The organism is Sphingopyxis sp. Geo48 (assembly GCF_949769155.1).
Lineage (GTDB): Bacteria > Pseudomonadota > Alphaproteobacteria > Sphingomonadales > Sphingomonadaceae > Sphingopyxis.
This window is the reverse complement of sequence record NZ_CATKPA010000002.1, coordinates 782868-796041: the sequence shown is the minus strand read 5'-3', so window position 1 is coordinate 796041 and position 13174 is coordinate 782868. Positions and strand designations below refer to the sequence as shown.

At 66.4% G+C, this 13174-nt stretch carries 9 protein-coding genes; 5 read left to right on the top strand and 4 right to left on the bottom strand.

The genetic code is table 11. The annotated features are described in order from the left end of the window. Positions 1-10: 10 nt before the first annotated feature. Genes rfbD through rfbC form a run of 3 tightly spaced genes read right to left on the bottom strand, consistent with a single transcriptional unit; the run spans position 11 to position 2547 of the window. The gene (rfbD, locus tag QOL79_RS10585) at positions 11-886 is read right to left on the bottom strand and encodes a dTDP-4-dehydrorhamnose reductase (protein WP_283419575.1); all 876 of its coding nucleotides are present in this window, start codon (positions 884-886) and stop codon (positions 11-13) included. Further along, a complete protein-coding gene (gene rfbB / locus QOL79_RS10580; RefSeq protein ID WP_282947674.1) occupies positions 886-1959 on the bottom strand; it encodes a dTDP-glucose 4,6-dehydratase in 1074 nt (357 codons plus the stop codon). Before rfbB ends, rfbD begins: the two co-directional genes overlap by 1 nt. 15 nt (positions 1960-1974) lie before the next feature. Further along, positions 1975-2547, bottom strand: a complete 573-nt coding sequence (rfbC, locus tag QOL79_RS10575) for a dTDP-4-dehydrorhamnose 3,5-epimerase (protein ID WP_282947675.1) — start codon at positions 2545-2547, stop codon at positions 1975-1977. 241 nt (positions 2548-2788) lie between these two features. On the opposite strand from rfbC, the gene QOL79_RS10570 reads away from it, so the two are divergent. The 5 genes from QOL79_RS10570 to QOL79_RS10550 all read left to right on the top strand — a co-directional run bounded on the left by QOL79_RS10570 (position 2789) and on the right by QOL79_RS10550 (position 11669). Next, complete coding sequence (locus QOL79_RS10570) at positions 2789-3958, top strand: nucleotide sugar dehydrogenase (RefSeq protein WP_282947676.1); 1170 nt, start codon at positions 2789-2791, stop codon at positions 3956-3958. A 138-nt stretch (positions 3959-4096) separates the two neighbouring features. Beyond that, positions 4097-6460 (top strand): autotransporter assembly complex protein TamA, encoded by a 2364-nt coding sequence (locus tag QOL79_RS10565; protein WP_283419574.1) that lies wholly within the window; start codon positions 4097-4099, stop codon positions 6458-6460. Then, positions 6460-10692 carry a translocation/assembly module TamB domain-containing protein gene (locus tag QOL79_RS10560; protein WP_283419573.1) on the top strand — a complete coding sequence of 1411 codons (4233 nt, stop codon included), beginning with the start codon at positions 6460-6462 and terminating at the stop codon, positions 10690-10692. Before QOL79_RS10565 ends, QOL79_RS10560 begins: the two co-directional genes overlap by 1 nt. Next, positions 10692-10919: a hypothetical protein gene (locus tag QOL79_RS10555; protein WP_283419572.1), complete on the top strand. Its 228-nt coding sequence runs from the start codon at positions 10692-10694 to the stop codon at positions 10917-10919. The genes QOL79_RS10560 and QOL79_RS10555 overlap by 1 nt, the downstream gene beginning before the upstream one ends. A 177-nt stretch (positions 10920-11096) precedes the next feature. Beyond that, the gene (locus QOL79_RS10550) at positions 11097-11669 is read left to right on the top strand and encodes a TMEM165/GDT1 family protein (protein WP_283419571.1); all 573 of its coding nucleotides are present in this window, start codon (positions 11097-11099) and stop codon (positions 11667-11669) included. Between the two features lie 26 nt (positions 11670-11695). On the opposite strand, the gene QOL79_RS10545 is transcribed toward QOL79_RS10550, so the two are convergent. Further along, the gene (locus QOL79_RS10545) at positions 11696-13156 is read right to left on the bottom strand and encodes a helicase HerA domain-containing protein (RefSeq protein WP_283419570.1); all 1461 of its coding nucleotides are present in this window, start codon (positions 13154-13156) and stop codon (positions 11696-11698) included. Positions 13157-13174 lie beyond the last annotated feature (18 nt).

Sequence of the window (13174 nt, the reverse complement as noted above, 5' to 3'; positions counted from 1 at the left end):
TGTCTTCCCCCTATCGTGCCAGCCGCTCGGCCAGGATCGCGTCGACCGCATCCTGCCATGGGCGCAGCGTCAGGCCAAAATCATCGTGCAATTTTCCGGTCGCGAGCCGGCTGTTCGCCGGCCGACGCGCGGGCGTCGGATAGTCGGCGGTCGCGATCGCGCGGACCTCGGGCACCTTGAGCCCCGCAGCAGCGGCGCGACCGAAGATATGGCAGGCGAGGCCATGCCATGTCGTCTCGCCGCCGTTGGCCGCGTGCCAGGTTCCGGGCGCGCGATCCCTGTCCAGCATCGCGAGCAGCGCGTCGGCGAGGTCGTCGGCGTTGGTCGGGCAGCCATGCTGGTCGGCGACGACGCCCAGCTGGTCGCGCTCGGCGCCCAGGCGCAGCATCGTGTTGAGGAAATTGGCGCCGCCGGCGCTCAACACCCAGGCGGTGCGGACGATGACATGCGTGACGGGCGCGGCGGCGCGCACCGCAATCTCACCCGCTGCTTTTGACGCGCCATAAACGCCGAGCGGCGCGACGGGGTCGGTTTCGACATAGGGCTCGGCCTTGGTGCCGTCGAAGACATAATCGGTCGAGACATGGACGATCGGACAGTCCTGCCGGGCGGCGTGGTCGGCGAGAATCCCCGGGGCCACCGCGTTGACGGCGTGGGCGAGCACGGGCTCGCTCTCGGCGCGATCGACCGCGGTGTAGGCGGCGCAGTTCAATATGGCGCGCCAGCGCCTGCCGTCCATGTGGCGGTGGATCGACGCCGCGTCGGCCAGGTCCAGCGCGGCGCGCGACGGCGTTTCGCACGCGATACCGCGGTCGCGCGCCAACCGCGCGACCGCGCCTCCGACCTGCCCATTGGCTCCGGTGATCAGCAGCGGCAAGTCCAGCATCAGGCGGACTTCGCGATTCCCAGGCGCTCGCCCCGATAGCGGCCCGACAATATGTCCTGCCACCAGTCGCGATTGTCGAGATACCAGCGGATCGTCCGCGCCATGCCGCTTTCGAAATTCTCGCGCGGCGCCCAGCCGAGCTCCGACTGCAGCTTGCCCGCGTCGATGGCATAGCGAAAATCATGTCCCGGCCGGTCGGCGACGAAGCTGATCTGCTCCCGGTAGCTGCGGCCGTCGGCGCGCGGTTCGATGCCGTCGAGCGTGTCGCAGATGACCTCGACCACCTGCAGATTGGTGCGTTCGTTGTTGCCGCCGACCATATAGCTTTCGCCCGCGACGCCCTTTTCGAACACGGTGCGCAGCGCGCGGACATGGTCGTCGACGAACAGCCAGTCGCGGATATTGTCGCCGCGCCCGTAAACCGGCAACGGCTCGCCGGCGATGCATTTGATGATCATCAGCGGGATCAGCTTTTCGGGGAAATGATAGGGCCCGTAATTGTTCGAGCAATTGGTGACGAGCGTCGGCAGGCCATAGGTGTGGTGCCACGCGGAGACGAGATGGTCCGACCCCGCCTTCGACGCCGAATAGGGCGAGCGCGGGTCATAGGGCGAGGTCTCGGTGAAGAAGCCCTCGTCACCCAGCGCGCCGAACACTTCGTCGGTCGAGATGTGGTGGAAGCGGAAGCCGGCCTTGTCTGGATCGGGAAGAGCGCGCCAGTAATCGGTTGCCGCCGACAGCATGGTGAAGGTGCCGACGATGTTGGTTTCGATGAAGGCGGCGGGGCCGTCGATCGACCGGTCGACATGGCTTTCGGCGGCGAGGTGGGCGATGATGTCGGGTCGCACGTCCGCGATCAGACTTTCGACGAGTGCGCGGTCGCATATGTCGCCGCGCACGAAACGGAAGCGGTCGCTGCCGCTGACCGGCGCGAGCGACGAGAGGTTGCCCGCATAAGTCAGCGCATCGAGCACGACGACCCGGTGCTCGCTTTCCTCGATAAGATGCCGCGCGAGCGCCGAGCCGATGAATCCGGCGCCGCCGGTGATCAATATGGTCTTGGAAGCGGTCATGCCCGTGCGTGTTCCTTATTCGTTCAATGGTGCGAGCGGCGTGCCCTCATAGGGGAAATCGAAATCGGCGTCCGACAGGAAAGGCAGGGCTGCATCCTTGGCGGATAACATCGGAAAGGTTTCCGTGCCGTCAACCACCGGCCACGCGATCGCGATCGATGGATCGTTCCAGCATATGCCGCCCTCGGTTTCGGGAGCATAATAGTCGTCCACCTTATAGATGACCTCGCAATCCGCCTCGAGCGTCAGGAAAGCGTGTCCGAATCCGACCGGGACGAACAGCTGGCGCCCATTCTGTGCTGAAAGTTCGGCGGCGACGTAGCGGCCGAAGGTCGGCGAGGCCCGGCGCAAATCGACCGCGACGTCGAATATTTGCCCGCGGATGCAGCGAACGAGTTTCGCCTGCGCGTGTGGGGGGCGCTGGAAATGGATACCGCGGATCGTTCCCGCCTGTTTCGAATAGCTGTGGTTGTCCTGCACGAACTTTGCCGTCACCCCGAGGTCGCGCAAGCGCTGCTCGTGGTAAGTCTCCGAAAACCATCCCCTGTCGTCGCCGAAACGGCGGGGCGTCACCAATTGCGGAATCATGATGAAAACCGGCCATTTAGAGGAAACATATGGGGGCCTTACCGTCCGGAAAATGGCAGGCCAATTGAAAAGTCGGGTCTGGCCACCAGCATTTCTGCCCCAGATTGCTACGAAACGGGCATAATTGGAGCCCGAGACATCTATTGCACCCGATGACGGCGAGTTCGGTTGAGCGACCGGATCGCAATTGCTAGGGACGCCGCGGCACCATCTAGAGGACGAAGCCTTGCCCCCAGCATCAGTGAAGATCACCGTCGTCGGCACGGGATATGTCGGAATTTCCAACGCCGTGCTGCTGGCGCAGCGCAATCGCGTCGTCGCGCTCGACATCGATGCGCGCAAGGTCGCGATGATCAATGCAAAGACCTCTCCGATCGCCGACCCCGAGATCGAGGAGTATCTGGCGACCCGGCCGCTCGACCTGGTGGCGACGACTGATCGCGAAGAGGCCTATGCCGGTGCCGATTTCGTCCTTGTCGCGACCCCCACCGACTATGATCCCGACACCAATTATTTCAACACCAGCACGGTCGAGGCGGTGATCGCCGACGCGTTGAAATTGGCGCCGCAGGCGTTGATCGTGATCAAGTCGACGATTCCGGTCGGTTTCACCGACCGGATGCGCGCGGAACTCGGCAGCGATGCGATCGTCTTCTCGCCTGAATTCCTGCGCGAAGGTCGCGCGCTGTACGACAATCTCCATCCGTCGCGGATCATCGTCGGCGACACGCATCCGCGCGCGGGCGAGTTCGCCGGACTGCTGCTCGACGCCTCGCTCGAACCCGCTACACCGCTCCTCCAGACCGGCAACACCGAGGCCGAGGCGATCAAGCTCTTTGCCAACACCTATCTTGCGATGCGCGTCGCCTTCTTCAACGAACTCGACACCTATGCCGCGACGCACGGCGTCGATTCGCGGCAGGTGATCGAGGGCGTGTGCCTCGACCCGCGTATCGGCAGCTTCTACAACAACCCGTCCTTCGGCTATGGCGGCTATTGCCTGCCCAAGGACACGAAACAGATGCTGGCGAATTATAAGGACGTGCCGCAAAACCTGATCGCGGCGATCGTGTCGTCGAACACGACACGCAAGGATTTCATCGCATCGGAAATCATCAAGCGGCAACCGCGCGTCGTCGGCATCCACCGGCTCGCGATGAAGGCCGGGTCGGACAATTTTCGTGCGAGCAGCATCCTGGGCGTGATGAAGCGGGTCAAGGCGAAGGGGATCGAGGTCATCGTCTACGAGCCGTTGATCGAGGAGGACCGGCTGTTCAACTCGCGCGTCGTCCGCGACCTCGACGCCTTCAAGGCCGAGGCCGACGTGATCATCGCCAACCGCGTGACGAGCGACCTCGCGGATGTGGAGGACAAGGTTTATAGCCGCGACCTCTTCGGCGCAGACGCCTGAAATCCTGTAGCAATTTGCGGTGAGGCGAGAGGCCTCGCCGGAACTGTCCCATAAGCGGAGCGTTGGCTGTGCAGAAGGGGAGAATTGGGTTGCGCAGCCACATCACGCAAGCCAAAAGTCGGCATCGGCCGGAAACAGATGCCACAGATTGAAAACCCTCGCGAATATGGCGCATCTTCGTCCGTGGCGGCCCGGCGGCTTCTGATCCTGTCGGCGTCGCTGCTTTGCGTCGCCGTGGCGAATGCGGCGAATGCGCAGCAGGCGGAAACGATCGCAGCGGCGCAGCCTGCTGCGGAAAAGGTCGAGAACAAACCTTCGGTTCCCGACATTGCGGCGCCGACCCCGCCTCCTGCCGACGTGGCGCTGCCAGAGGTTGCGCCGATCATTTCGGACGAGGAGTTCAAGGCTTCGATCCCGCCGATCAGCGCCGAGGACGATCCCGAACTCGACAAGCCGCTCGAATCGATCGCCGAATTCGAGCGGCGGCAGGCCGAGGCTGCGAAGGCGCGCGAAAATGCGCGAAAGGATTCGACGAGCGAAGCGGACGTGCCCAGGGTTGACCGGACGCCGGTGCCCGCGCTCGCCGATGGCGACAGCGTCGAGGCGATTGGCGATGCGCCGATCAGCGATGCCGAACTGGCGGCGCCGCTGCCACCGCTCGACAGCTTCGACGTCACGCCGGTCGAGTTTGCCGCGCCCGAGGATGCCGACGCGAACCGCAGCATCGCCTATGCGGTGAAGGTCACCGGGCTCGAGGCGCCCGATGACAGCACCGATGCCGATCTCGCCGACCTGTTCGGCGATCTGTCCGCTCTCTACGATGGCGACGGAAAGGCCGACAATATCGCGATGCTGCGCGCCCGATTGTCCGCCGACGCCGAGCTAATGTCGCGCATCCTGGCGTCAGAAGGCTATTATGATGCAGTCGTGAATACGCGGATCGATCGCGGCGATCGCCCCGACCGCAGCGATGCGGCGGCGGTCGAGGCGGCGCGCAGCCAACCGATCACCGCGCTCATCGACGTCAAGCCGGGGGTCCGGTACAGCTTTTCCGACATCGTCATCGATGCGAAGCCGACGGTGCCGCCAAAGCTGATCGAAGACAATTTCCCGCTCGCTGTCGGCGAGCCGATCGTTGCGCAGCGCGTGCAGGGCGCGGAGGCGGCGCTTGCCCTCAAGCTGCCCGAGGAAGGCTATCCCTTTGCCAAGGTGGGGCAGCGGGACGTCCTTCTCGACGGGGATACGGGGAAGGGGCTCTACACGCTGCCGGTCGACATCGGGCCGCGTGGCCGCTTCGGCGGCATCGAGACGACGGGCAAGCTCGCATTCGACGTCGAGCATGTCGGCGTGCTGGCGCGGTTCAAGCGCGGGGACATCTACGACAGCCGGATGGCTGACGATTTGCGACAAGCGCTCGTCGCAACCGGCCTGTTCGCGGCGGTTTCGGTCGAACCGCAGCCGACCGGTCAAAGCGCCGGGGACGACACCGAATATGTGACGGTGCTGGTCACGCAGGAAAAGGGGCCGCCGCGCACAATCGCCGCGACCGCGGGCTACGGGACCGGCGAGGGCATCCGGATCGAGGGCAGCTGGACACACCGCAACCTGTTCCCGCCCGAAGGGGCGCTGATTGCGCGCGGGGTGATCGGGACGAAGGAACAGGGCGTCGGCGTCACGTTGCGGCGCTCGAATGCGGGCAAGCGCGACCGGACCTTCGAGCTGATCACCGAGGCGACGCGCAGCCGCTATAACGCCTTCAACGCGATCACCGGACGCGTTGCGGCGCGGATGAGCTATGACTCGACGCCGATCTGGCAGAAGAAGCTGACCTATGCCCTCGGCGCCGAACTGATCGCGACGCGCGAAGATGATTATGACTTTACGCGGGGCGTGCGCGACAATGATTTCTACACGATCTTCGGGGTAAGCGGACAGGTCGGCATCGACCGTAGCAACAGCCTGCTCGATCCCACGAAGGGCTTTCGCCTGACCGCGCTCGTCCAGCCCGAAGGCTCGCTCGCCGGCCGCTTCTCGCCTTATGCGCGAACGCAAATCGATGGCAGCGCCTATTATCCGTTGACCGACAGCATCGTCCTGGCTGGCCGCGTTCGTGTTGCGTCGATCATCGGCGCGGCGCGCGAGCGGCTGGCGCCTTCGCGGCGTTTCTATGCCGGCGGCGGCGGGTCGGTGCGCGGCTATGGCTATCTGCAGCTCGGTCCCAAGGATCCCAACGACGATCCGATCGGCGGGCGCAGCCTGAACGAGGCGGCGGTCGAGGCGCGCTATCGCTTCGGCAATTGGGGCGTCGTCGGCTTCCTCGACGCCGGACAGGTCTATCGTGGCTCCACCCCCGACTTTTCCAACCTGCGCTTCGGCGCCGGGATAGGCGGGCGCTTCTATACCAATTTCGGGCCGATGCGGCTCGACCTCGCGACGCCGATCAACCGGCGTCCGGGCGAGGCGCGGATCACCGTCTATGTCTCGATCGGTCAGGCGTTCTGATGGGCGACGACGCGATCATCGCGGCCGAGGAAGAGGCGCCCAAGACGGCGACCCGGTCTTGGCCGCTGTGGATCGCCAAATGGATCGGCCTGACGTTGCTCGGGCTGGTCGCGCTCGTCGGCCTGTTCCTTGCCGGGCTGAACAGCGACGCGGGGCGGCGCTTCGTCGCGAACCAGGTCGAGAAATATCGGTTCGAGAACGGGATGAAGATCGGCATCGGCCGGCTCGACGGATCGCTGTTCGGCGAGATGGTCATCCGCGACTTCACCCTCGGCGATCCCAAGGGCATATTCCTCCGCTCGCCCGAAGTGCGGATCGACTGGCGGCCGTTCAAATATCTGAAGAATCATATCGACATCCGCTCGGCGACCGCACAGACGCTGGTGGTCGAGCGATTGCCCGCGTTCAAGCCGGTCCCCGACACCGGCGAGCCCCTGCTGCCCGACATGGATATCGACGTGCGGAAGGTGCGCGTCGACCGGCTCGTGTTCGAGCCTGCGATCACCGGCGAGCGGCAGGTCGCGACGCTCGATGGCAAGATCGCAATCGCCGACCGCCGCGCGCAGGTGACGGCTAACGCAGAGACAATCGGCCGGACGGCAAAGGGCGACAAGCTCGCGCTCGTTCTCGATGCCGTGCCCGACAAGAACCGGCTGGCGATAACGCTCGACCTCCATGCTCCGGCGGGCGGCGTGCTTGCGGCGATGGGCGGGTTCAAGGAGACGCTGACCGCGAAGCTCGACGGGCGCGGCGACTGGAAGCGCTGGGACGGTGCGCTGACCGCCCATCTCGGCGCCGGGCCGCTCGCCGACCTCGCGCTCTCGGCGCGCGACGGGACGGTGGCGATGAAAGGTGTGACACAGGCGTCGCGGCTGTTCGCGGGGCAGACGGCGGTGCTGCTGGGCCCCGAGACCGCGATCGACCTGACCGCGCGGCTCGACAAACGAAAGGCCGACATCGACGGACGGCTGTCATCGAACGCTGTCCGGCTCGGCGTCAGCGGGGGCGTCGATCTGGGCAACAACCGGTACGAGGATCTGAGGCTCGCGCTCAACATTTTGCGCCCCGATGCGCTCGCGAAATCGGTGCGTGGCAGCGGGCTACGCGCGACCGCTGCGCTTGACGGCGCCTTCGCGCTACCGACGGTGGCGTATCAGGCGAATGCCAACAGTCTCGCGTTCAACGATATTGTTGTCGAAACGCTGAGCCTGGCGGGCAAGGCGCGGGTCGATGCCGACCAGATTTTCGTGCCCGTGGCCGGGCGCGCGGTACGGATCCGCGGGCTCGACACCGTCGCGGGCGGGACGTTGGTGCAGGTGCGGCTCGACGGCGACCTTGCCTATAAGGACGGCCGTATCCTCAGCGACAATCTGCGCCTGCGCTCGCCGCGCATCGACGCGAAGGCAATCGTCATCGCCGATTTGAACAAGGGGTTCTACACCGGCGCGATCGACGGGCGGGTGAACGACTATCGGATCGAGAGCGTCGGCCTCTTCGACATCGATACCGACGCCGACCTCAAGACTGCGCCGCGCGGCGGGTTCGAGATTGCCGGCCGCGTCCGGGCGCGTTCGACCAAACTCTTCAATTCCGGAGTGCGCGATTTCCTAGGCGGCAATGCGACTGCGTCGGGCGACGTCCGCTATGGCACCGACGGGATCGTCCGCTTCGCCAATTTGCGGCTGACGGCGCCGAAGCTCCGCGTGACGGGGGGGCAGGGGACCTATGCGCCGGGCGGCAATATCCAGCTCGCGGCGCGGGCGCATTCGACCGACTATGGACCGGTCGGGGTCCAGCTTGCCGGGACGGTCAGCGACCCGCGCGCGGTCGTGACCGCGGACCGGCCGGGTCTGGGCATCGGGCTCGCGAAGCTGGTCGCGCGGATCACCGGCGCGCCCAACGGCTATCGTCTCGCCGCGACGGGCGAGACCGACTATGGCCCGCTCTCGGCCGACGTCGTGCTGCTCACCGCAGCGGGGCCGCTGACGATCGATATCGAGCGCGGCGATCTGTCGGGGATCGGATTCAGCGGGCGGCTGGAAAAGAGCGCGGCGGGGCCGTTCGTCGGGCGGCTCGACGCGTCGGGACAGGGGCTTGGCGGCCTTGTCCGGCTGAGCGGGCAGGGGCGATATCAGGCGGCCGCGGTCAATGTTCGCGCGAACAACGTCGTCCTGCCGGGCGCCGCAAATCTCGCGGTCGGTTCGGCGGTCGTCGACGCCGATATCGTCCTCTACGACAGGCCGCATATCGTTGCCGACATCCAGGTCGCCGACACGCAGATCCGCCAATATGACATCGCCGTCGGACGCGTGAAGATCGACTATCGCGACGGGCGCGGGCAAGCGCAGGCGCTGGTGGAGGGGGAGAGCGGGGTGCCGTTCCGCATCGCCGCGAACGCCGACCTCCAGCCCGCATTGTGGCGCGCGTCGGTCGTCGGCCGTGCGACCGGCGTCGATTTCCGCACCACCTCGCCCGCGCGCATCGTTCCGCATCGCGACTATTACGAACTGCTGCCGACGACGGTCGCGCTCGAACGCGGCAGCAGCGCGCGCATCGCCGGCCGCTTCGGTGAGGGGATCATGATCCAGAGCCGTCTCGACCGCGCAAATATGGCGATCGTCAACGCCATCTATCCCGGCCTCGGGCTCGGCGGCCGCGCGACGGGGAGCATCGATTTCGAACAAGCGCACAGCGACGCTTTCCCGCGCGCCGATGCGCGGCTGACCGTCACCGGCTTCACACGCACAACCGCCGCTTCGGTCAGCCAGCCGGTCGATATCAATTTCGCCGGTAAGCTGCTGAGCGACGGCGGCGAAGCGCGCGCGGTCGTGCGCAAGCGCGGCAGCGTGATCGGACGGTTGCAGGCATCGCTGCGTCCGCTCGGACCCGGCGCTGGCGACTGGTTGACGCGGCTGCGCGCCGCGCCGCTGAGCGGCGGGCTGCGCTACAATGGCCCTGCCGATACGCTCTACTCCTTCGCCGGACCGGCCAACCAGGGCATATCGGGGCCGGTCGCGGTCGCCGCCGATTTCAGCTGCCAGCTCAGCGATCCCTGCTTGCAGGGCGTCGTGCGCGGCAACGCGATGGTCTATGAAAACCAGGCCTATGGCACGCGCCTGACCGACATGGTCGTGAACGGCCGTTTCACCGGCAACCGGCTGGAAATCGAGCAACTGAGCGCGAAGGCAGGCGACGGGACGGTGCAGGCGAAAGGCTTCGTCAGCCTGTCGCAGGCCGACGGCTACCCGATGGATATCAGCGCGACGCTCGACAATGCACGGCTCGCGAAGAGCGAGAATATCGCCGCGCGCGCGACGGGGACGCTGCGTCTCGAAAAGGTCGCGGGACAGGCCGCGCTGCTCTCGGGCGATCTGCGCCTTCCCGAGACGCGCTACCGCATCGTGCGCGAAGGCGCGGCGAGCGTGCCGGTGCTGACGGGCGTGCGCCGGAAGCTGCCGACCGGGCGCAGGCGGATCAGCGGCGACGGGCTCGCGGCGGTCGGGGGCAGCCTGTTCGATCTGATCCGGCTCGATATCCGGATGCGCGCCAAGGACCAGATCTACGTCAAGGGCATGGGGCTCGAATCCGAATGGCAGGCCGACGTCCAGCTCGGCGGCACGACGGTCGCGCCGCGCGTCAACGGCGAGATCGAACTGGTGCGCGGGACGCTCGATTTCGCAGGGCGCTCGTTCGAGCTGGAGGAAGGGCGCGTGACCTTCCCCACCGGTGACGCCTTCGACCCCGCGCTGCGCCTGCTCGCGAGCGACACTTTCGACAATGTAACCGTGACCGTCGCGGTCACCGGCCGCGCGAGCAATCCGCAGGTCGCTTTTTCCAGCGTGCCGGGGCTGCCGCAGGACGAGATCGTGTCGCGGATCCTGTTCGGCGATTCGATCACGTCGCTGTCGCCGCTGCAGGCGGTTCAACTCGCGGCATCGCTCAACGCGCTGAGCAGCGGAGGCGGGGGCCTCAGCCCTCTCGGTGCGCTGCAGTCGGCGGCGGGAATCGACCGGTTGCGCGTGCTCGGTCCCGACGATGTGACGGGGCGCGGGACCGCGCTTGCCGCTGGGCAGTACATCACCAAGGACATCTATCTGGAGGTGATCACCGACGCGCGCGGCTATACCGCGACGCAGCTCGAGATCAGCCTGACGCGCGCGCTGTCGCTGCTCAGCCAGGCAGGCGGGTCGGGGCAGACGAACGTCAGCATCCGCTACCGGAAGGATTATTGATGCGGGGGCTCGTCCTTCTGGCAATGCTCCTGCTGGCGGCGTGCCATGACGAGCCGAGCTTCGACGAGCGCTATGACAAGGCGGCGAAGGAGGTCGAGGCGCGGGCGAAGCGGATGGACGCCGATATCGCCGAGGCAGACAGAGCGGCCGCCGCGTCCGACGAAACACCGCAAGCCTTGCCAGAGGCAGCAAAGCCGTCTAACGCGCGCCCGTCATCTGGGGAGTAGCCAGCCGTCCGGTATCGGACGGGCCACCGCGTCAACATACTCGGTCGAGAGGCCGTGGTGCGGAGGAAGCGGATCACCGCTTGGGCGAGACCAATGGCATCGAACCTTCCGTCCGGGCCGGGCGGCGGGGAACGATGTCCGTTGGAATTGCCTGCCGCCCGGCCCCGGAGTCTGTTCATGGAAGCCCTGTTCACCTCGACCGCGATCGTCGCTCTCGCCGAAGTCGGCGACAAGACGCAGTTGCTCGCGATGCTGCTCGCGACGCGGTTCAACCGTCCGCTGCCGATCATCCTGGGCATATTGGTCGCGACGCTTGCCAATCATGCGCTTGCCGCGCTGCTGGGCGCACAGGCGGCGGCTTTCCTCGATAGCCCGGTTTTTCGTTATGCGGTCGGCCTGTCGTTCGTGGCGATGGCGGCGTGGACGCTGATCCCCGATAAGTTCGAGGATGAGGACGCGCCAAAGCCGCGTTTCGGGGCGTTCCTGACGACGCTTGTCGCCTTCTTTCTGGTCGAGATGGGCGACAAGACGCAGATCGCGACCGTCGCGCTTGGCGCGCAGTATCACAATGTGGCGTTGGTAACCGCCGGCACCACGCTGGGGATGATGATCGCCAATGTGCCGGCGGTGTTCCTGGGCAATGCGCTGCTGAAGCGCGTCGACCTCGCGAAGGTCCGGATGGCGGCGGCGGCCCTGTTTCTCGTCATCGGCCTTTGGGTGCTCGCGCAGACGGCGGGCTGGATCGGCTGACCCTTCGCGGTGGCCCGCTGTCTCGATTACTCCGCCTCGGTGCTCAGCCCCAGTTCGGGGATGCCGATCGAACGCCGACCGCCGAAATCGGAGCGGACGACGATCGCGCCCTGCTTTTCCATATATTCGACGAGCCGCCGGATGCGCCCCGGCGAGCGCGTGCCATAGGCGCGGCCGAGCGCGTCGTCGTCGGGGCAGGGACTGCCCTCCATCGCGGCGCGCGCGATCTGGACGAAGGGCGCGAGCATGTCGTCGGGCAGGCGGCTCGCGGCCTCGAGCAGTTCGCGCCACTTGGCGTCGGCCGGATCGAACACGCCGCCCTTGGCGAGCGCGAACCGCCGCCGGAATTGCGGCAGGTCGAGTGGCACGCGCCCGAGCCGCTGCATCCGGCAACGGACCGAAAAGTCCTGATACAGAAAGGATTCGGGATGAAAGGCGCAGTCGGGATCGGCGAGCATTTCCTCGAGCGCGGCGATGATCGCGGGTTCGGCGTCGAGCGCCTCGACCTCGGGAAACAATGTGGGCGCGGCCACGGGCGCTTCGTCGTCGGCCTCCTGTTCGGCAAATTGGCGGATCAGGTCCTGCGCCGCAACGGGTTGCGGCGCAACAGCCGGGGTCGGCAGAGGCTGCGTCTCCAACTCGGCGAATAGCATCGTCCGCATATCCTGCGGCTCGGCGCTCGGGAGCGGGAGCAGGCCGTGCGTCCCGGCGCGCGTCGAAGTCTGGGTTGATCCGATCTTGACCGCGACCGGCCGCCGCGAAATCGCCGGGCCGAGCCCGAGGAAATGGCCACGCTCAAGGTCGCGGATTGCCTCGGCCTGCCGCCGCTCCATGCCGAGCAGGTCAGCGGCGCGCGCCATGTCGATGTCGAGGAAGGTGCGGCCCATCAGGAAATTGCTTGCCTCGGCCGCGACATTCTTCGCGAGTTTGGCGAGCCGCTGCGTCGCGATCGCGCCGGCGAGGCCGCGCTTGCGCCCGCGGCACATCAGGTTGGTCATTGCGGCAAGGCTCGCGCGGCGGACCGTGTCGGAGACGTCGCCTGACGCGCTGGGGGCGAACATCTGCGCTTCGTCGACGACGACCAGCGCCGGAAACCAATGCTCGCGCGGGGCGTCGAACAGCGCGTTCAGGAAGATCGCAGCGCAGCTCATCTGCGCCTCGATATCGAGGGTATCGAGCGCGAGGATCACCGATGCGCGATGCTCGCGGATGCGCGCGCCCATCGCCGCGATCTCGCGCTCGCTATAGTCGCCCGCGTTGACGACGATGTGGCTGTAGTGGTCTGCGAGGGTCACGAAATCGCCCTCGGGATCGATCACGACCTGCTGGACCAGCCCCGCGCTCTCTTCGAGCAGGCGGCGCAGCAAGTGCGACTTGCCCGACCCCGAATTGCCCTGCACGAGCAGGCGCGTCGCGAGCAGTTCCTGCACGTTGACGTGAACCGCGGTCCCCCGTTCGTCGATTCCGATTTCGATGCTGCTGTTCACTGCACCAGCCCCTATCGG

Coding starts and splice junctions, on each gene's coding strand:
- rfbD (WP_283419575.1), bottom strand. CDS start 886: ATGCTGGACTTGCCGCTGCTGATCACCGGAGCCAATGGGCAGGTCGGA.
- QOL79_RS10550 (WP_283419571.1), top strand. CDS start 11,097: ATGGAAGCCCTGTTCACCTCGACCGCGATCGTCGCTCTCGCCGAAGTC.
- rfbB (WP_282947674.1), bottom strand. CDS start 1,959: ATGACCGCTTCCAAGACCATATTGATCACCGGCGGCGCCGGATTCATC.
- rfbC (WP_282947675.1), bottom strand. CDS start 2,547: ATGATTCCGCAATTGGTGACGCCCCGCCGTTTCGGCGACGACAGGGGA.
- QOL79_RS10555 (WP_283419572.1), top strand. CDS start 10,692: ATGCGGGGGCTCGTCCTTCTGGCAATGCTCCTGCTGGCGGCGTGCCAT.
- QOL79_RS10565 (WP_283419574.1), top strand. CDS start 4,097: ATGCCACAGATTGAAAACCCTCGCGAATATGGCGCATCTTCGTCCGTG.
- QOL79_RS10560 (WP_283419573.1), top strand. CDS start 6,460: ATGGGCGACGACGCGATCATCGCGGCCGAGGAAGAGGCGCCCAAGACG.